The organism is Marinomonas sp. S3726 (assembly GCF_000967665.1).
Classification (GTDB): Bacteria; Pseudomonadota; Gammaproteobacteria; order Pseudomonadales; family Marinomonadaceae; genus Marinomonas.
Genome location: NZ_JXYC01000004.1, coordinates 729,666 through 749,300 on the forward strand (window position 1 = coordinate 729,666; position 19,635 = coordinate 749,300).

Consider the following 19,635-nt stretch of genomic DNA (forward strand, 5'->3'; position numbering starts at 1 on the left):
ACGTTAATCATATTAGTGGTCCATAAGGTTTTAATTGTTAAGGAGACGATATGTCTACTCAAATTATTCTTCCGCGCATGTTACAAGTTGGCGAAAATGCGAGTCATGCTACGCCAAATATTTTGGCAAGTTTAGGCTGTCGTCATCCTTTAATCATCACAGATAAGATGATGGTGCAATTAGGCTATGCTGAAAAAATTCAGGCTGTTTTGGCTAAACAAGATATGCAAGCTGACATCTTCGATGACACTGTACCTGAGCCAACAGTTGCTTCTATTCAAGCAGGTGTTAAGCGCATCCAAGAGGGTGACTACGACAGTATTATTGCTCTCGGTGGTGGTAGCCCAATTGATAGCGCTAAAGCGATGAGTATTCTGGGTAAGTTTGGTGGCGAGATGCGTAACTATAAGTTTCCACGTGTAGTGACTGAATCTGGATTACCTATCGTAGCGATTCCGACGACAGCAGGTACGGGTTCTGAAGTGACTAAAGTCACCATCATTACTGATGAGAAAACAGACGAGAAAATGCTCTGTATGGGCATAGGTTTTATGCCTGTTGCTGCCTTAGTTGATTACACATTAACGCTATCTTTACCTGCTCGTATCACAGCGGATACAGGTATAGATGCGCTTACTCACGCGATGGAAGCTTATGTGAGTAAAAAAGCCAGCTTATACAGTGACTCGCAAGCGCTTGAGGCGATGCGTTTAATCGCGCCTAACTTACGTCGTGTTTATCATGATGGTAGTGATAAAAAGGCCCGTGAAGAAATAATGTTAGGCTCGACTCTTGCCGGTGTTGCTTTCTCGAATGCTTCGGTTGCGCTTGTTCATGGTATGAGTCGCCCAATTGGTGCTGCTTTCCATGTTCCTCATGGATTATCTAATGCCATGCTACTACCAACTGTGACAGAGTACTCGATTCCTGCTGCGGTTGAACGTTATGCACAATGTTCTCGTGCTATGGGTGTTGCGACTGAGCAAGATGATGATGTGACAGCAAATAAAAAGTTGTTAGCTGAGCTAAGAGCGTTAAATGATGAGCTTCAAGTGCCAACACCAGAGCAATTTGGTATCGATAGGGAAGAGTTCATGGGTCTATTAGAGACTATGGCAGAACAAGCGCTGGCTTCTGGCTCACCAAACAATAACCCAAGAGTGCCAAGTGCAGATGAAGTGATTGAGCTTTATAAGCAACTTTGGTGGTAAGCCTTTAGGCGATATAAGTTTTAAAAGTTAATGCTATTGGCCCTATGCCAAACCCTCGGCATAGGGTGTTTTTTATTCTAACAAGGTGTGAAAACAAAAATTACACCGACATTTTGGTTTGAGGAAAAAGCAATGAACACAGTTGGTCAGTTGATTAATGGTAACCTTTTTGTAGAAGGTACTCGCCAGCAAGCAGTATATAACCCATCTACTGGTGAAGTTAGCAAGCAGGTTGACCTTGCTTCTAAAGCAACAGTAGAAGAAGCTATCGCAACAGCAGAAGCGGCTTTTCCAGCTTGGCGCAATACGCCACCGATTAAACGTGCGCGCATCATGTTTAAGTTCAAGGCCCTACTAGAAGAGCACGCTGAGACTATCTGCAAAATGATAGGTGAAGAGCATGGCAAGATCAGCCATGATGCAGCTGGTGAATTGCAACGTGGTATTGAAAACGTTGAATACGCTTGTGGCGCACCAGAATTACTAAAAGGTGAACACAGTAAAAATGTGGGCCCTAACATAGATTCTTGGAGTGAGTTCCAACCGCTAGGTGTCGTTGCGGGTATCACCCCATTCAACTTCCCAGCTATGGTGCCATTATGGATGTTCCCTATGGCGCTGGTTTGCGGTAACTGCTTTATTCTTAAGCCGTCTGAGCGTGATCCAAGTTCGACTCTGTTTATCGCGCAATTGCTACAAGAAGCTGGCTTGCCAGATGGCGTTATGAACGTAGTAAATGGTGATAAAGAAGCAGTTGATACCTTGTTGCATGATGATCGTATTAAAGCGGTAAGCTTTGTTGGCTCTACACCGATTGCTGAATACATTTATGCAACAGCTAATGCCAATGGTAAACGTTGCCAAGCACTAGGTGGCGCTAAAAACCACGCAATAGTAATGCCTGATGCAGACATGGATAACGCAGTTAACCAACTTGTTGGTGCAGCATTTGGCTCTTCTGGTGAACGTTGTATGGCGCTTTCTGTTGCTGTTGCCGTAGGTGATGCTGCTGCAGATGCCTTGGTTGAGAAGATGCAAGCGGCGATGAAAGGCCTAAAAGTGGGCGCTTTCTCTGATGCTAACAACGACTTTGGTCCTGTGATCACTCAAGCTCATAAAGAGAAGGTTGTTGGTTATATCAATAGTGCACAAGAGCAAGGTGCTAAATTAGTCGTTGATGGTCGTGATCCTCAAGTGGCTGGTTATGAAAACGGTTTCTTTGTTGGCGGTACTTTGATCGACAATGTCACTCCTGAGATGCAAAGCTATCAAGAAGAGATTTTTGGCCCTGTATTACAAGTTGTCCGTGTTGATAGCATGCAAGCGGCGATGGATTTAATTGACGCTCATGAATACGGTAATGGTACTTGTATCTTTACCCGTGATGGTGAAGCAGCACGTTACTTCTCTGATAATATCCAAGTGGGCATGGTGGGTATTAACGTACCGCTACCTGTACCTGTTGCTTACCATAGTTTTGGTGGTTGGAAGCGTTCTTTGTTTGGTGATCTACATGCTTATGGTCCTGATGCCGTTCGTTTTTACACTAAACGTAAGACAGTGACACAGCGTTGGCCTTCTGCTGGTATTAGAGAAGGTGTTGAGTTCTCTATGCCAACAATGAAATAAGCTTTTTATTAAGCATTGAAGCTAATTTTGCTAATTAGCTTTCTAAGCCATGACTCTTGAAACAAGAGTTGTGGCTTTTGTTTTTATGACAAAATAATATCGACAATAAAAATTAAAATATACTAGTATCAATATGATAGGGAGATTTTGACAGACGGACTTGAGGCATAAAAGGATGTTTGTCGGATTTTGAAATGTGTTACTGGTAACTATGTTGAGTTTAAAAACATGAAAAAAAGATTACCGCCACTGAATTGGCTACGTTCATTCGAAGCATCCGCACGACACCTGAATTTTACTCAGGCTGCCCATGAGTTAAACCTAACCCAAGCTGCAATTAGTCAGCAGGTGAAAGGATTAGAATCTCAACTTGGTACCAGTTTATTTAAACGCTTGCCCAGAGGGCTAGCTTTGACTGACGCTGGTCTTGCTTATATGCCAGCGGTACATGAAGCCATTGGCCGTTTAGCTGCCGCAACCGATGAGTTATTCGGTAAAGGTCAAAGTCGCCAGTTAACTGTGCGAGTTAATCTTGTGTTTTTTACTACCTGGCTAGCCCCAAGATTGTCTCGTTTTTATGAACAATACCCAGATATTAAAATTCGCTTTACCAGTAATATTTGGCTAGATGAAAAAAATAAAGATACTGATCTAGATATACGTTATGGACATGGTGTTTGGCCCGGACTTAAGTCAGACAGATTGACTTGGGATGAGCTTTTCCCTGTGTGTAGCCCAGACTTTATTAAAGTCGATGACGAACCTGCCCCAATTGATTTATTAGCAGAGAAAACCCTATTGCATGTCATTGGATATGAAGAAGGTTGGGGCTATTGGTTAGACCAAACTGGTGCTTATTATGGTGATGCCAGTGATGGTATTCAGTTTGATACCTTAATCTCTGCATTAGAAATGGCAGTATTGGGCCAAGGTATCGCTTTAGGCAGAACCTCACTTGTTGCTGATATGATTGCCAGTGGCAAATTGATCGCGCCTTTCGAAGAGAAAATAGAAACCTCGGAAGCTTTCTTTCTCACTTCATCTATACATCAATATTTACATCCAAGTGCTGAAATCTTTAGTCAGTGGATTTTACAAGAGTCACAAGCCCAGTTTTACCCGGAACTCTAGTCTTTAGATTCAATAAAAAAACACCCCATGTATTGCATAGGTACATGGGGTGTTTTTAATCTTATGTATTACATAGCTAGGTTTAATTATTGCTAATAAAGCCTAGTCTAGCGTTTAGTCAAGGCTGGCAAAGGCTTCGCGACTTAAGTTGCGTGTACTTGTTTTACCTATGACTAGATTATCTTCTATACGAATGCCACCGAAAGGTTTCAGGCTTTCGATCAGTTCAAGATCACAACCATGGTCTTCAACCTCAGCAATCATTTTTTCCAGCAACATAGGAATAAAGTAGAGGCCTGGCTCTATGGTTATCACCATATTTTCTTCCAATACACGGGTTAAGCGTAAGAAAGGAGCCTGTTTAGCGGGTGATTTAATCTTACCTGACTCATCTACCTGATGGCCGCCTAAATCATGCACTTGCAAACCAAGTAAATGCCCTAAACCATGGGGGAAGAAGACCTGCGGAATACGTTTTTCTAACTGCTCTTCCACGCTTAAGCGACAAAGCTTGTGCTCATGTAAAATCTTCGCCACACCTATAACACACTCTTGGTGTAGGTCATTAAAGTCAACGCCTGCAACGGCATGCTCGCATAAGCTAAGTTGTAGGCTTTCCATACTATCTAGCATGGCTTTAAATAACCCTGTGTCTTGGGTGAAAGTACGAGTGATATCACTAGCATAACCAGATTGGTTAGCACCCGCATCGATTAGAAGGGTATTGCTTTTCTCAATGCTTTGATGAGATTTCACATCATAATGCAGTATGGCTGCATTTTGATTAAGGGCGACAATACCTGGATAAGGTTCATTCACAGAGCCTTGGTTGCTAGCATTCAAATATTCGTGATAAATCGCTAATTCACTCTTACCCTGAATGAAAGCCTTTTCTGCTGCTTTGTGACCGGCTGCGGCAGTTAAGTTAGCTTGATAAATTGCGTCTATTTCAAAGTCTGTTTTATAGGCTTTTTGATAGTTAATCGCTGCTTCAAGCTCGGCTTGTTGTGAAAACGCTAGATTTATATGGTCTGGTTTTGGGCCAACCCAAGCGTGCTTTTTACCAAGATGTGCCAGAATGTCGTAATCCACTCTCGCTTCTATAGTTTGCCATAAATCGGACCAATCACCTTCAGGTAAGCTGTTATCAGAATGCCAAAAATCATCCCTTTTTGGCCAAAATAATAAGGGCTTATCTTGTTCGTTTATGAGGATGTAAACATCACTGCATAAACTAAATGGTAACCATTGTTGTGCCCCAGAAAAGGGGTGGAAAGTATGACTATAGTCATCTTGGAAGTAGTAGGTTTTGTGACCACTACTGATAATAATTGAGTCAAGGTCGAAGGTTTTCATGACTTTACGATAACGAGTGACAAGTATCTCTAGGTGTTGAGAATAAAGCTTAGGCATGGAATTTCCCTACATAACTGATGTTAACAATAGTTTTGCTATTGCATTGAACAGACTCATTCGTCAATGAGCTGCCAATGTACCTTGTTTGAGTCAACAAGCGAAGGGTTGGGAAAAGAAATCTAGTGGCCTTTATCTATTTGCGACCTTTTTCTTATTTTATTGGTAAGTATAACTCGGTAATAAAATGGCTAGGGTCGCTGTTATTATGTGGTCCTGTTTGAAACACTTCAAAATGAGGTCGGCTTTTGTCCCATTTATAGTGATGAATACGGCTGTGTTTGATCGCCACATGCCAAGCATAAGAGAGTTGCTCGTAAGACCCGGTAAAACGTAGCGAAAAGAAATCCCCATAGTTTCGAACCAATTCAGGGTGACATTCACAAATATCGAGATTCTGAATAGGGATACCAATTTTTCCACAAAAAAAGTTGTGTTCTGGTTCTGCCTGATCATATTGAGCGAAAATCGCACCATTAGGGCAATTGTTTGGACCAAGTTGGGAATGGAGTTCGCTGTAGCCAATTTCCATTTGTTCGAAAATTTCAGGTGTTGAGCCAGAAAAAGGACGGGTTACGGCTTCGATAGGAGGTAAGGGTTGAATCCCTAAAAACTCAAATTTAGGCTCATTCATATGACTGAGCTGCCCTGATAAACGAGCAAGGGCAATATCATAATCCTTGTTAAATTGTGTCTGTCTTTTGCTAAGGAAAAAGCTAAATAGATAAGGCAATCTTGTCGTCATTGACCAATGAAGTTGGGTGCCAGATTCGGTTTCTTCAAGTTGGAACTCGATACTGGTGAGAGTTGAGATATAGCGCTTTTGTTTGAGTTCAAAAATGAGTGAATAGGGAGTGACTTGGGATACTAAGGTTAAAGTACCATGGCCTATATAAGGACCATGCCAGATCAGGCTTGAACCGACTTCCCCCAACTTGCCTTGATATTTTAGGCTAGGGTCTTGGTCATGATGTAGCCAAGGGCTCCATTGATGCCAGCTTTTGACACTGCGAATACGATCGTACACTTTGTTAATTGGCGCTTTGATAAGTACGGTGCGCTCAACTTGGTAATGCCCTTTTACGGTAATCATATAGATCAAAACTAGGGCGGTAATAATAGCTATTATCCAAATTAGTAACATGCCTGTTTCCTCTAATTGCTAAGATAAAAACTTAACTTTCTTTGGTGTACAACTGTTATCTATTAGTCTGTATAAAAGTTTAGTATATGGGGCCTTACTCTAATGTTGTTTGATAGGGGCAAATTTGTGTCGAAGCGTTACCAGCAAAGGCGGTTGCCTAAGAATTGAACAGGTTTTGTATTAACTGAGTTGCTGTTCACCTTTTTACGTTACGCTATTCTGAGTAAAAAGGCTAACTTGATGGCAAATGGGGAGGCTATCTATAAGCTCTCCCACTTCTGTATCTTGATAAGGATATGTATTTAAAGGGCGCTCCCTTGGGAGCCTAGCCGCTTTTATCCGCAGGCTGTGGCGAAGGACTGATTCGTAAGCTCCCTAGCCTAAGAGTGCAACGATAATAACGCTCAGAATAATTAAGCTGCCGCCTATCCACTCTTGTTTTGATAAGGCTTCCTTAAAACGGTATTTCGAATAATAAAGTGTGCCTATTACCTCAATTTGTCCCAAGGTTTTCACCAGCGCAGGATTGATTAAGGAGAATGCGGTAAACCAGCCAATCGAACCTAGGGCACTTAAACAACCCACCTTGTTACTGAGTAGAAAGGCTTTTTTAAAAGGAATAAAGAGACTTTTAGTTTGGTAAATTTGAATCCCCCACAATAAGACTGATTGCAGAGCGAGTACATAGGCTAAGGTTAAGGCGGCACGGGTAAAGACTGGGCCTTCTAGCATGCTACTGGCATAACCTGCACTGACAGAAGTAAGGGCAAAACAAAAACCTGAGGCGAGCCCTAATAGACTGGCTTTATCTAATAGCTGCATTTTCTTATGACTATGTTTAAAGCTTAAAACTCCGATACCAATAACGCCTATAGCGATGGCCAACCAAGCGCCCCAAGAAAGTTTATCGCCTAAAAAGGCCGCAGCAAGTAGGGCTGCTAATAAAGCTTCTGTTTTGGCAAACAAGGTACCACTGGTAAAGCTGGCTTGTTTGAAAAGATACAGCATTAAATAGGTTGCTAGGATCTGAGCTAGCGCACCAAGGCCTGCAATTAGGTAAAAAGTTTGGCTAATCTCAGTGGTTAAAGGGCCAAAGAGAAAATAGCAAAAACCGCCATAAACAAGTACAAAAGGAAGGCCGAATAAGGATCTTGCTAAGGTAGCATGTAAGGTGCCTTCTTGCTTCGATAAGGAATTCTGGTAGGCGGTTCGCATCGATTGAAACCAAGCGGCGAGCAGGGTAAACGCTATCCACATAAAGCTGTTTCCTTAATAGAGTTGATTAGAAGCTTGAACTTAAATTGCAGGGCGTGCTCAAATACGCAGCGCCGATGCCTGCTAACTTAATGAGACAGGAAAGAAAAGTAAAAGGAATAAATAGAATAGTTCGGATTCCTCACAGGAATGAGAATTTAGAACGAGTTTCTTAAGGTGAGATGATAATCAATCATGAAAGAGATTAAAGTTTGGGATCTTTATATTAGACTGAACCATTGGCTTATGGTTTTACTGTTCACCGGTTTGGTCGTGACGGGTAAATCAGAAGAAGATTATATGCAATGGCATTTTTATATGGGCTACTTACTATCCGCTGCGCTGATAACACGACTCCTCTATGGTTTCTGGGGAGCAAAGCTCGCTCGATTTTCTATGTTCTTAACAGCACCAAAAAATATCTATTATTACGCCAAGCAGCTTGTAAAAGGACAAGCTCCCCATTATTTGGGTCATAACCCTTTGGGTGGCATTATGGTGCTAGTACTGCTTATAAGCTTGGTGCTTCAAATAGTATCAGGGCTGGTTAACTCTGATGAAGTGTTTTGGTATGGCCCCATGTATGAATGGGTCAGTGAGGATTTACAGGAGTGGTTAGCCGATTGGCATGCTGAATTAGCCGATATCTTACTGGCTTTAGTCGCCTGTCATTTGCTTGCAGTTTTGGTCCATGAGTTAGCGTTAAAAGAGCGTTTAATCAAAGCCATGTTTAATGGTAAAAAGCCAATTTCATCAGAGCCTTATGCAGACCAGTCTGGTTTTGATCAAGAAACAAAAGCAGTGAGAAAGACGGTAAGAAAACGCCTTGTTATCATGCTAAGTCTGAGTCTTATTTATTTGTACTGGTTATGGCAATTGCCAATCTAGAAGGCCATTACTTTATAGAACGAATAAGTTAGAAAGTATGGTAAGACAGCCAATTAGTGTAAAGCTAATTGGCTGAGGCATGCTTTTTGTAGAGACATGCATTTAAGCCGCATCAATTAGTTCTTCATCGATTAAATCTTCGATATTGTCGTCTTGGTCCATATCTAAGACGAGTTCATCAACCTGATCATCATCCTTTTCAATCACGAGATCTTCCAAATCTTGAGAATTGGACGCCGCTTCAAGAGGGATCTGGCTTTCATGTGTTTGGCTCGGTTTTGTACTTGTTTTAGCTTTACGCTTGCTACCAAGTGATTGTAAAAGCTGCTCTTTATTTTGAGCAAGATACATGGACAGGGCATCAATTTGACTATCTTTTTCGATAAGTCGGCTATCTGTTAGGAGTTGAGAGATATCATCTGCAGTATCTAACAGTTTATCGTAAGCGTCTGCTTCAGCTTTGGATGCAAAAGTCATTTTTTCTATTCCATCACGTTCAACAACATATTTAATAATTACAGGCATGATTCACCTCAGATAAAATAATACTGTACAAATATACAGTATTATTTTTTGATTTGTCTAGCTCAATTTGAAAATAAAGCTTGTTTGTCAGTGTTCGAATAAAAGAGAGGCTCTAATTATGGCTTCCCTAGAGAAAAGGGACGATAATGGTGCAACAGAACATGATTGAGGAAAAACAATGTCTATCAAGGACAATACAGTAGTGCAATTTCACTACACACTACGTGAAGGCGATGCGCTAATTGAAACATCTGCAGGTAATGACCCTCTGGCTTACCTACATGGGCACAGCAATATTATCCCTGGTCTACAGACAGCGATGGAAGGCAAAGCTGCTGGTGATGAGTTTGAAGTAACAATTGCCGCGGCAGATGCTTATGGTGAGCGTAAAGAAGATCATCAGCAACAAGTGCCAATCAAACACTTACAAGGTGCGAAGCGTTGGAAAGCAGGTATGACTGCAATTGTTCAAACAGATAAAGGACAACGCCAAGTAACCGTGGTTAAAGCGGGTCTTAAGCATGCGACTGTAGATTTAAATCATCCGTTAGCAGGTAAAGATCTTACTTTTTCTGTTGAGGTGGTTGATGTGCGCGATGCAACAGAAGACGAAATTGCTCACGGTCATGCACACGGTGTAGGCGGACATCATCACTAAGTTGATGCGTATCCAGACCAAATAAGCCTCTTTTGAGGCTTTTTTTATGTCTAGGGAACCCATTAATAAACGCAAAGTGACACCTAGATTGACGTTTTTCCTTCATATACTTTAAAAGAGCAGACTGAGAAGAGGTGACTTAATCTTAGCGCCTTAAAGCAAAAGCTATGATTTAGAGGCGTTTGTGGATAAAGTGTCCACTTACTCACAGCCCATTAAAAAGGCGATATTTATGCAACATGACGAACAAGCTCAATGTTTTCGAATTGAGCAAGATGGCGAAATAGCACTACTTGAGTATGTGTTTTTAGATGATCCGGCAAACCTAAAGCAGGTTATTGATTTTAAAAGCACTTTTGTTCCTCCAGCATTAAGAGGGAAAGGCATTGCTGAACAATTGGTCAGAGCCGGTTTAAGCTGGGCTAAAGCGCAAGATTATCAAATTACGGCGACTTGTTGGTATGTGGAGAAGTTTTTAAAAAAGAGATGAAATGAAAGTTTGTTAACACTTACCGCTTAGGCCGCTATTAAGGTAACAACGAAGGATTCAAAACCCTTAATCTCGATAAGATAATCTTTTTTCTTTTCCTTTTTGGTGCGATAAAAACCATCAATTTTAGCGAAAGGTTTAGTGATGAGATTAGATTTTTTAAACACTAAGGACTCTATGCTGCCACTTGGCATAATAAACTTATCTAACACACGAAAAAAATGATCGCAGAGTAATGCTCTATCCTGCTGACTGTTTAATGCTCCTGGGTGTAAGCTCGAAAATACTGTGCTGATCTGCTTAATAGCAGGCTGCTTTAGTATGCAAATGGCTTTCACTTGGTCTTTGCCTAAAGGTGTCATCATGCCAAGAAGGTAGGGGTATTGTTGAGATTCATATTTCTCAAAGTTTTTTGTTGTTACTCTTACATCCCTAAAAAAGACTTCTGCTAAAGCATCTTCTAATTCAGTTTCTTCAGGTAGATTTAAGGTGTTCTTATCCAGTTTGATATTGGTTTTTTGTACCGGCATTTCAGGTGTAGCCAGTAGCGGTTTATCTGTTGGTAAAAACAATTTAATTTTTTGAAGCAGCTCAGTGTCATTAAAGGGTTTATTGATAATAAACTTAACCCCACATTGTTTTACCTTTCTTAAGCGTGAGTCATCCGTTTCTGTGGTAATTAAGCCGACATTTAATTTAAGCATTTGCCTATTTATTTCGGTTAATAATTCTATACCTGACATTTTGGGCATATGTAAATCAGATAGAACAAGGTCTGGATGCCAGTCTTCTAAAATGGCTAATGCTTGAATGCCTGAGCTGGCAAGCTTAGTTTCTAGGTTTTCTATATTGCCTTTTTCAAGTGCTCTTCGAATGATGAGTTGAACGGCTCTACTGTCATCAATGATTAGTACTTTCAATATAATTACCTAAGAAAATTAAGAAATTGAATGGGTATATATCTATCTAGAAATCTTATTATAACTTGGTTTTTTCTATCATAAAGTGCATTTCGAGTGGAGTTTAGGCGCTTTATGTCAGCTCAATTGTACTTTCTGCTCTATTTAAGTGTACTCTATTGCTTACATCATTTGGGCATTTTATCCTTATGTTTTCTTTTGTAATATCTTAGACCTTAACGAGGAGAGATTTTTGACAGACACTATTTTAATCTTAATCCTTGAAGCGGCTGTTATTTTAAGCTGTGGTCTGGTTTTGTACTGCCTATATATTATTAACGGTTTAAAAACTGCAAATAAGATATTGGACGTTAATATAGAAGATAATGATAAAGAAATTCAGTACCTTCAAGATGCTGCAGATCTTGGTAGTAAAAGTGGTGCTAACCTAGTCGCGACCGAAGAATCTTTTGCTAAGTATCGTGGCCAGACTAAGATTATGATGCAAAAAATGAAGCTGCAAGATCAGGAAATTAACCAGCTTCAAAACCGTTTGAATGACGCAAACAATCAGAATGCTAAGATAGTTAAGCAACTGCAAGCTGTGATGAAACAATCCCCAGAACTGGCTAAAAGCATGAGTGCGCCTCTAAAGGAGGTATCTCAGCAACCAAGCGAAGAACAAAAAATGATGACTGAACTTAAAAATCATAAAGTTCGCTTAGAAGCTAAAACCAAGGTGCTTGAGCAGAGATTGAGACAGACAATTGTCGAAAAGGATTTTATCGAACAAAGGTTTGTTGAGTTTGCTGAAGCAGATGATTTACCCCAAACTGAAAGCTTGGGGTCTATTGATAAAACGATGGGCTATCAAGGTCGCACAAATACGACAATGCAATAAAGCGACTGGCTCGTTAATCAAATTTAAATTGTGCTGGTGGCTTTTTCTTGGGTGTCTTAGGTTTTTCTCTGAGTGGTTCAACGAGAGATTCAAGACCGTTAACTTTTACTTCTAAAGCGAGTTCTAGCCAGTTACCTAGTTTGCCTTCTGGCCAACCTTTATTCTTAAGCCAGATTAAATATTCTTCTGGTACATCAATAATCAGCTTACCTTGATACTTGCCAAAAGGCATGGTTTCGCGCGCGATGCGTATCAAATCTGTTTCTGAAATCATTGTTTTTTCTACCTTACTTTATTCTGCACTGTCTAATGGGCTGGATTCTAGCAGATGAAGTAATCTTTCATCCATTCATTGTTATTGGCGATTCGTTAGCTCCTGTACGGAAGGAGTCGATTAAATGATCACAGAGTAGCTTTAACTTAGGAGATTGCTGGCGAGCTTTGGGGTAAACCAGCCATACGCCTGTATAAGGGTATTGATACTGGCTTAATATCGGGATGAGTTCACCACTGGCAATGTATGACGCGACATAATAATCGGGCAGTTGAGCGATTCCTAAACCTTTGAGCGTAGCATCTAGCAATGCTGGACCTGAGTTGCTGCGCCAATTGGCGTTGATTTTGACTTCTCGCTTTTGTTTATCCTGCATAAAGGTCCATACGTCTTTAGAACCTTGTAAACATTGGTGTTTACTCAATTCAGGTAAGGTATGAGGCATGCCGTAACGGGCGATGTAATGAGCCGAGGCGCATACATGTTCCACTCGATCACATAGGCGTCTGGCGAGTAAGCTGGAGCTTTTTAATGTGCCTAAACGAATTGCAAGGTCATAGCCTTCATCAATCAGGTCTACCTCACGATTTGTTAGGTGCAAATCTAATTGAATTTTTGGATGGGTGAGTAAAAAATCATTTACCCTGGGGGCAATAAAACGTTCGCCAAAGGTAGTGGCGCAACTGATACGAAGATGCCCAACAGGCGATTGGTTTAAACTCGTTACCATCTCTTCGGCACTATCAATAGAGTCGAGTAATTGGCTACATTGTTGGTAATAGAGAGAGCCTGCTTCACTCAGTCGAATACTTCGGGTCGTACGAAATAAGAGCGTTGAATCAAGACGCTTCTCTAATTGAGAAACTAAGCGGCTAATATGTGACGCTGATACGTGCAGTTTTTCGGCCGCTGCAGAGAAGCTGCCTTGACGTACGACTTCGACAAAAGCTTCTATTCCATCCCAATGTTTCATAATCATCTCTTTCGATTGTTGCTGTACAGCAATAATAACTTACTTCTTGTGTCATTATCTTATTAATTAAATAGGGCTACACTCTGTATTAAGCAATGACAAAAGTACTCAGCCTGTGTGCTGGCTTTTGTGACTTATTTAATTAAATAGATAACTTTTTGGAGTTTACATGAAATCTCGTGCTGCAATTGCATGGCAAGCAGGCCAACCACTTGTTATTGATGAAATCGATGTTCAAGGACCAAAAGCGGGTGAAGTGCTCGTCCGTATGGTAGCAACGGGTGTTTGTCATACAGATGCTTTTACTCTGTCTGGTGCTGATCCAGAAGGTATTTTCCCTAGTGTATTAGGCCACGAAGGTGCGGGTATTGTAGAAGAGGTTGGTGCAGGCGTAACAACACTTAAGCCTGGTGATCATGTTATCCCGCTTTACACAGCTGAATGTGGTAAGTGTAAGTTCTGCTTGTCTGGTAAGACTAACTTGTGTCAGGCAGTACGTGAGACACAAGGTAAAGGTCTGATGCCTGATGGCACTAGCCGTTTTAGTATTGGCGGCAAAACACTTTATCACTACATGGGTACATCAACTTTCTCTGAGTACAGCGTTGTGCCAGAAATTTCTTTGGCAAAAATCCATGTGGATGCGCCTCTTGAGAAAGTGTGTCTGTTAGGTTGTGGTATCACGACAGGTATTGGTGCAGTTTTGAATACAGCTAAGGTTGAGCCGGGTTCAACGGTGGCTGTATTTGGTCTTGGTGGTATCGGTCTATCTGTTATTCAAGGTGCGCGTATGGCGAATGCTTCTCGTATCATTGCGATTGACACCAATGAATCAAAATTTGAAATGGCGAAGCAATTCGGTGCAACTGATTTTGTTAATCCAAAAGACTTCTCTGATCCAATTCAGCAGGTGATTGTTGATATGACGGATGGTGGTGTGGATTACTCTTTTGAGTGTATCGGTAATGTACAAGTGATGCGTCAAGCGCTTGAATGCTGCCATAAAGGCTGGGGTGAATCGATTGTTATTGGTGTTGCTGGTGCAGGGGAAGAAATCTCTACCCGCCCATTCCAGCTGGTAACAGGTCGAGTATGGAAAGGTTCTGCTTTTGGTGGTGTGAAAGGTCGTAGTCAATTGCCAGGTTATGTAGAGCAATACATGAATGGCGAAATAGAAATCGATCCTTTCATTACTCACACTATGGGTCTTGAAGACATTAACCATGCATTTGATTTGATGCATGAAGGTAAGAGTATTCGTTCTGTTATTTTATTTGATAAATAACATCTAAGCCCTACTTTTTTGTAGGGCTTTGCTTTTTATGGATCATTTTTACTAAAGGAAAATAACATGAGTCAACCAGAACTGCTCTCTAGTACAAAATCTTATGGTGGTTGGATAAAACGTTATCGCCATCAAAGTGAGTCGGTTAAAGGTGATATGATTTTTGCCATTTATTTACCGCCTCAAGCTGAGACAAGTAAGGTACCTGTGCTTTATTGGTTATCTGGCCTTACCTGTAATGATGAAAACTTCATGCAAAAATCCGGCGCTCAGCGTCTTGCTGCTAAATTAGGCTTAGCCATAGTGTGTCCCGATACTAGCCCAAGGGGCAGTGATTACCCTGGTGAACATGAAAGCTATGACTTTGGCAGTGCCGCAGGTTTTTACCTTAATGCTACTCAAGCGCCTTATGACCAGACTTATCATATGTATGATTATGTGGTGTCTGAGCTACCTCAGGTTATTCAAGCAAACTTCCCGGTAACGGATAAGAAATCAATCAGTGGTCACTCTATGGGTGGGCATGGTGCTTTAGTTTGCGCTTTGAAGAATCCGGGTGCTTACCAATCGGTTTCTGCTTTTGCACCTATTAGTAATCCGACTCAATGCCCTTGGGGGAAAAAGGCTCTTACTGGGTATTTAGGACACGATGAAAAGCTTTGGGAAGAATGGGATGCGAGTCTTTTGATTAGCCAAGCAGAAGAGAAACTAGCCATCTTGGTAGACCAAGGTGATGCTGATGACTTCCTTGCTGAGCAATTAAAACCGGATGCTCTAGAGCTTGCCTGTGATGTGAATAACCATCCTCTGACGATGCGTCATCAAGTGGGTTATGATCACAGCTACTTTTTTATAGCGAGCTTTATTGATGATCATCTTGAACATCATGCTAAAGCATTAAGCTAGTTTTGTAATTACACTGGTTTGTCGCTTAAAGCCCTATCATGACTTGATAGGGCTTTTTTGTTTTGGCATTTAGAGAAGGTATTCAGGTAAGCTATGGCCAATTTTTTTACTAAGGCATGTCATGCAAAAATCAATTTTAATTACGGGGTGTTCGACAGGGATTGGTTTGTGCGCCGCTCAAACTTTGCAAGATAGAGGTTGGTTAGTCATAGCCTCCTGCCGTCAGTTTAAAGATATTAATACGCTTGAATCATTAGGTTTAAAACATGTGATTAAGCTGGACTTGTCTGACGATACTTCAATTGAATCGGGGTTTGAAAAAACGCTTGAGATTGCTGGTGGTAAATTAGATGCCGTTTTTAATAATGGCGCTTATGGACAACCAGGTGCAGTGGAAGACTTAACAACTCACGCACTGCGCTTGCAGTTTGAAACGAATGTCTTTGGTACACATACCCTAACAGGCTTGGCAGTAAAGCATATGTTAGAGCAAGGGGAGGGACGCATTGTACAAAACAGTTCTGTATTAGGCTTGGTTGCTATGCCATTTAGAGGGGCTTATAACGCGTCTAAATTTGCCTTAGAAGGGCTAACGGATACTTTGAGATTGGAGTTGAAAGGCACACAAGTAAAGGTTTCGCTCATTGAACCTGGCCCAATTGAAACCGCTTTTCGAGCGAATGCTTTAATTGCACTAAAAGATAATGTTGATATTAAAGCGAGCCGACACAAGGAAGGTTATGAAGCGGCTATGAGCCGGTTAAGTGCCTCAAAGTCTAATTCTAGCTTCACCTTACCATCGGACGCTGTGGTTAAAAAACTAATTCATGCACTTGAATCGGATAAGCCAAAAGCTAGGTACTTTGTGACTTTTCCTACCTACTTGATGGCGTTTTTAAAGCGTATTTTCCCTATTGCTTGGTTAGATGCTGTGCTAATAAAAGGTGGTAGTTAATTTATATTAAGTGCCGAAGGCCTTGCTGGCCAAGTAAAGAGAATAGAGGTGCCTCTTTCATTGCTTAAGATAATGGTGAGCTTACCCTCATAAAGGCGAGTGATTTTTTTCGCCATATTTAAGCCAATACCTATATTCAATAATTGCGGGGTATCGTTCAGCGTTTCGTTAGACTGTATTGCCTCTTGTAATGGTGCTGATATGCCAGGGCCATTGTCTGAAATCTTGAAATGGTAATAGCCTTCTTGTTCTTCGACTTCGATACTGACCTGTGCCTTAGGTGAAGGGTTATGCTTGAGCGCATTATCAATCAAGTGGCGCATAACTTGCTCAAATGGCGTACGGTAGGTGGTGAAAATAGGGAAGTCACCATTTAAAGTTAAACTGTTTTCTTTATCATGTTGCGCATTCGAGAAAACGCTTTGGCAGAGTTTTTTGCTATCAACAGGGGCGAGTTCGTGGCCTTTTTTACCTACTTTAGAATAACCTAGCATGCGCTCTAAGATGGCTTCCATGCTATTTACTCTTTGACTTAAAAGCTGAATCTTATCACTGGCTTCTGGGCGTAATTTATTGCCTAACTCATGGCTTAACCATTGGGTTAGCAGGCTAATCCCTCTTAGAGGTGACTTGAGGTCATGGGAGGCAATATAAGTAATATTGTCTAACTCTTTATTAGATTGCTCTAACTCTTTTACGTTTTGTTTTAGTTGTTTGTTTAGGTGGTTCAGTTCGTGCTTTTGAGTGCTGGAGGATTCAATCAACTGACTTAATGTGCCTCCTAGCTCATCATATTCTTTAATCACACTTGTCTGTGTTTGCATGGCTTCATTTTTATCAATGGCTTGTCGAGCGGCGGCAATAATCTGCATTAAAGGCCTGATTGCTATACCAATCACAATCAGCGAGGCAACAATGGCAAAGGTGAAGAGGGCGATTAAGAGAAAACTCGCTTGATACTTATATTCTGTATTTAAGGTGTCAAAGGAAGAGCTTGATAAAAGGGTAATAAACTCTAACTCAGATTCTAGGTTGGCTATGATAATAGGGTAACGACCAACAAAGTGATTTTTATACTTGCTAAGTTGTGGTTTCAATTCTGCAAGCTCTTCTTCTGTCTGAGCTTTAGGCGTCAATAAGGCATTGACATGATCACGGATGATCAAGCTACCTTTGGTGCTCTCTGCAAGAATTTCATTATTGTACCTTAGGGCAACACTGTCGATATCCACATAGCTTCTAGCTTGGTTAAGCATGGCAATACGGCCACTTAATACGATACCGCCTGCTAAATAGCCTAAAATTTTTCCACTCTTAGGCGAAATTAAAGCTTCTTTTTTAAATAAAATGACCTGTTGTTTGCTAGCCATGTTCATTGGAACAAGTCGCCATTTATACATGTTGGTGGGTGTTTGGCTTAACTCATTTAGGCTCTGCTCATCACTAAAGAAAGGGGAGCTGGCATCATAAAGAACCTGATTGGTAGGACTGATAATAAACAGTAGTTCCATACCGGAATTGGGTTCTGAGTTATAAAGAGAGTTGAGGTTTTGCATGATAGCTAATGAATCATTGTCTTCTAATGATTTTAATAGCTGAAAGTTAACTGCAGAGCTTTGCAATAAAAGCTGGTTACGCTGTAAGACGTTATCGAAGAAGAGTTGTAAACTGGTGTGAGTTTGACGGGTGAAGCTTGAAACTTCCTTATCAATTATCGTATCGGCAATACGAGAAACAGAACGAACTTGAATGGCAGCCGCCGCCATAAACAAAATCAACATGATAGTTGAAATAGCAACAAATAAAGGTACCTTGTAGAGAGAACGAACCTTGTTCATTAGTTTCTTCCTAATGTTGCCTATTTGTCATCGACGCCTGAATAGCGAAACGCTTGTTGTTTGAGTGATTGAATTTTAGCAGGACTAGACTCTTTTGTAACAACAACATAATCACCACTGTAAATCACAGGCACCTTTTCTTCATTACCGCCTAAATCTAGCTTAATGGCTTCTGCCATGGCAACGCCATTATCGTCGTTCATACGCATGACAGTTACGTCTAATTTACCTTTTTCTATGGCTGCTAACTCAGCGCTTCCGCCACCCCAGCCATTCACCAATACTTTATTTTGTAATCCTTTTTCCGAAATTGCATCACTGACACCTAGAGCGATGTCGGTAGAGCTCGCATAAATAAAGCCAAGGTTGTTGTGCTCTTCAAGTAGGTTTATTGCGTTAGAGTAAGCATTTTTCCTAGTAGAATCTGTATAGTAACTGCTAACTAACTTGTAGTCAGAATTTACCCCTGTATATTGCTCGAAACTGTCACCTCTTACTTGGCTAATATAGCCTTTCGGGAAATGGAGTAAGCCATACTCATTGCTATTTAACTTTTGATCTTGGTACCAATTAGAAAGAAGTTGTGTGCCCTTTACATGGTCAAAGCCAACATATAAGAAAGGTTGCTGGTTGTCCCAATCCTTAATGGGTGTGGTGATATTTTGTAAAATAACTTTTGTTTTCTTATCAGAGATAAGGCGTTCTATGATGGATTTGTGCTGCTTCTTATACAGGGTAAGGATTAGGTAGTCTGCGCCTGAATTTACGGCGGTTAAGATCTCTTTAGCTTGCTCATTAAGGGAGTTGTTATTGGTTGTTTGAGTTAAGAAAGATTGTATTTCATACGGAATGTCGAGCTCTTTTAAGCGAGCTTCGAAAGATCGTATGCTTCTCAACCAGTAATCAGATATTTGATTTGCAGGATAAACCACGGCAATTTTGACTGGTTTCAGTGGGGGAACACTCAGAGGAATAGCGGGTTTTCGGACTAATTCAGAGAAGGATTGGCTAATTGGCTCTTGTGCAGGGTTCATCTCGATAAATTCATCAACTAGCCAAAAGTCTCGCTCATTAGCCATACTTAGCTGGCTGAATAACATTAAGCTAGCTAGGGTAAAAAAATACTTTAAGCAATGCATTATAGGGTCCCCGTAACAATAATGAATGTTTAGTAGTGGCTAGAGAGTAAAAAAGTAAAACCCATTATGCCTATAAATTAAATAATACAAAACAATCAGATAACTTTAGTTTAACTGGAAAT

General features: G+C 40.9%; 19 protein-coding genes. 10 read left to right on the forward strand and 9 right to left on the reverse strand.

Annotation, left to right across the window (positions count from 1 at the left end):
* Positions 1–50 precede the first annotated feature (50 nt).
* The 3 genes from TW85_RS04470 (at position 51) to TW85_RS04480 (ending at position 3,971) form a co-directional block, all read left to right on the forward strand.
* Positions 51–1,211 (forward strand): iron-containing alcohol dehydrogenase, encoded by a 1,161-nt coding sequence (locus TW85_RS04470; protein WP_046015832.1) that lies wholly within the window; start codon positions 51–53, stop codon positions 1,209–1,211.
* A 132-nt stretch (positions 1,212–1,343) separates the two neighbouring features.
* Complete coding sequence (locus tag TW85_RS04475) at positions 1,344–2,840, forward strand: CoA-acylating methylmalonate-semialdehyde dehydrogenase (protein WP_046015833.1); 1,497 nt, start codon at positions 1,344–1,346, stop codon at positions 2,838–2,840.
* Positions 2,841–3,068: 228 nt separating this feature from the next.
* Entirely contained in the window at positions 3,069–3,971 is a 903-nt protein-coding gene (locus tag TW85_RS04480; protein WP_046015932.1) for a LysR substrate-binding domain-containing protein, read from the forward strand.
* A gap of 114 nt (positions 3,972–4,085) precedes the next feature.
* Here the strand turns inward: TW85_RS04480 and pepQ are convergent, their stop codons facing one another.
* From pepQ to TW85_RS04495, 3 genes are all read right to left on the reverse strand, one after another.
* Positions 4,086–5,384 carry a Xaa-Pro dipeptidase gene (pepQ, locus tag TW85_RS04485; protein ID WP_046015834.1) on the reverse strand — a complete coding sequence of 433 codons (1,299 nt, stop codon included), beginning with the start codon at positions 5,382–5,384 and terminating at the stop codon, positions 4,086–4,088.
* A gap of 154 nt (positions 5,385–5,538) precedes the next feature.
* The gene (locus tag TW85_RS04490) at positions 5,539–6,528 is read right to left on the reverse strand and encodes an SRPBCC family protein (protein ID WP_046015835.1); all 990 of its coding nucleotides are present in this window, start codon (positions 6,526–6,528) and stop codon (positions 5,539–5,541) included.
* Positions 6,529–6,903: 375 nt separating this feature from the next.
* Positions 6,904–7,785 carry a DMT family transporter gene (locus TW85_RS04495; RefSeq protein ID WP_046015836.1) on the reverse strand — a complete coding sequence of 294 codons (882 nt, stop codon included), beginning with the start codon at positions 7,783–7,785 and terminating at the stop codon, positions 6,904–6,906.
* A gap of 192 nt (positions 7,786–7,977) precedes the next feature.
* Here TW85_RS04495 and TW85_RS04500 point away from each other — a divergent pair, with 192 nt between their 5' ends.
* Positions 7,978–8,670 (forward strand): cytochrome b/b6 domain-containing protein, encoded by a 693-nt coding sequence (locus tag TW85_RS04500; RefSeq protein ID WP_046015837.1) that lies wholly within the window; start codon positions 7,978–7,980, stop codon positions 8,668–8,670.
* 102 nt (positions 8,671–8,772) lie between these two features.
* Here TW85_RS04500 and TW85_RS26630 read toward each other — a convergent pair whose 3' ends face one another.
* Complete coding sequence (locus tag TW85_RS26630; RefSeq protein WP_046015838.1) at positions 8,773–9,195, reverse strand: YebG family protein; 423 nt, start codon at positions 9,193–9,195, stop codon at positions 8,773–8,775.
* 178 nt (positions 9,196–9,373) lie between these two features.
* On the opposite strand from TW85_RS26630, the gene TW85_RS04510 reads away from it, so the two are divergent.
* Positions 9,374–9,853 (forward strand): peptidylprolyl isomerase, encoded by a 480-nt coding sequence (locus TW85_RS04510; protein ID WP_046015839.1) that lies wholly within the window; start codon positions 9,374–9,376, stop codon positions 9,851–9,853.
* Positions 9,854–10,046: 193 nt separating this feature from the next.
* The gene (locus TW85_RS04515; protein ID WP_269447905.1) at positions 10,047–10,343 is read left to right on the forward strand and encodes a GNAT family N-acetyltransferase; all 297 of its coding nucleotides are present in this window, start codon (positions 10,047–10,049) and stop codon (positions 10,341–10,343) included.
* A gap of 26 nt (positions 10,344–10,369) precedes the next feature.
* Here the strand turns inward: TW85_RS04515 and TW85_RS04520 are convergent, their stop codons facing one another.
* Positions 10,370–11,263: a response regulator gene (locus TW85_RS04520; protein WP_046015841.1), complete on the reverse strand. Its 894-nt coding sequence runs from the start codon at positions 11,261–11,263 to the stop codon at positions 10,370–10,372.
* Between the two features lie 232 nt (positions 11,264–11,495).
* Between TW85_RS04520 and TW85_RS04525 the strand changes: the two genes are divergently transcribed.
* Positions 11,496–12,143 carry a hypothetical protein gene (locus TW85_RS04525; RefSeq protein WP_046015842.1) on the forward strand — a complete coding sequence of 216 codons (648 nt, stop codon included), beginning with the start codon at positions 11,496–11,498 and terminating at the stop codon, positions 12,141–12,143.
* A 13-nt stretch (positions 12,144–12,156) separates the two neighbouring features.
* Here TW85_RS04525 and TW85_RS04530 read toward each other — a convergent pair whose 3' ends face one another.
* On the reverse strand, positions 12,157–12,417 hold the full coding sequence (locus TW85_RS04530; RefSeq protein WP_046015843.1) for a DUF3820 family protein: 261 nt from the start codon (positions 12,415–12,417) through the stop codon (positions 12,157–12,159).
* 67 nt (positions 12,418–12,484) lie between these two features.
* Positions 12,485–13,390 (reverse strand): LysR family transcriptional regulator, encoded by a 906-nt coding sequence (locus TW85_RS04535; RefSeq protein WP_046015844.1) that lies wholly within the window; start codon positions 13,388–13,390, stop codon positions 12,485–12,487.
* 169 nt (positions 13,391–13,559) lie between these two features.
* On the opposite strand from TW85_RS04535, the gene TW85_RS04540 reads away from it, so the two are divergent.
* The 3 genes from TW85_RS04540 to TW85_RS04550 all read left to right on the forward strand — a co-directional run bounded on the left by TW85_RS04540 (position 13,560) and on the right by TW85_RS04550 (position 16,536).
* Positions 13,560–14,675, forward strand: coding sequence for an S-(hydroxymethyl)glutathione dehydrogenase/class III alcohol dehydrogenase (locus TW85_RS04540; RefSeq protein WP_046015845.1), 1,116 nt, complete (start codon positions 13,560–13,562; stop codon positions 14,673–14,675).
* A 66-nt stretch (positions 14,676–14,741) separates the two neighbouring features.
* The gene (gene fghA / locus TW85_RS04545) at positions 14,742–15,581 is read left to right on the forward strand and encodes an S-formylglutathione hydrolase (protein ID WP_046015846.1); all 840 of its coding nucleotides are present in this window, start codon (positions 14,742–14,744) and stop codon (positions 15,579–15,581) included.
* Positions 15,582–15,702: 121 nt separating this feature from the next.
* Positions 15,703–16,536, forward strand: a complete 834-nt coding sequence (locus tag TW85_RS04550; protein WP_046015847.1) for an SDR family NAD(P)-dependent oxidoreductase — start codon at positions 15,703–15,705, stop codon at positions 16,534–16,536.
* On the opposite strand, the gene TW85_RS04555 is transcribed toward TW85_RS04550, so the two are convergent.
* Positions 16,533–18,374 carry a LuxQ periplasmic sensor domain-containing protein gene (locus TW85_RS04555; protein WP_046015848.1) on the reverse strand — a complete coding sequence of 614 codons (1,842 nt, stop codon included), beginning with the start codon at positions 18,372–18,374 and terminating at the stop codon, positions 16,533–16,535. The genes TW85_RS04550 and TW85_RS04555 overlap by 4 nt on opposite strands.
* A gap of 20 nt (positions 18,375–18,394) precedes the next feature.
* Positions 18,395–19,513: a substrate-binding domain-containing protein gene (locus TW85_RS04560; protein WP_071210259.1), complete on the reverse strand. Its 1,119-nt coding sequence runs from the start codon at positions 19,511–19,513 to the stop codon at positions 18,395–18,397.
* Positions 19,514–19,635: the final 122 nt, after the last annotated feature.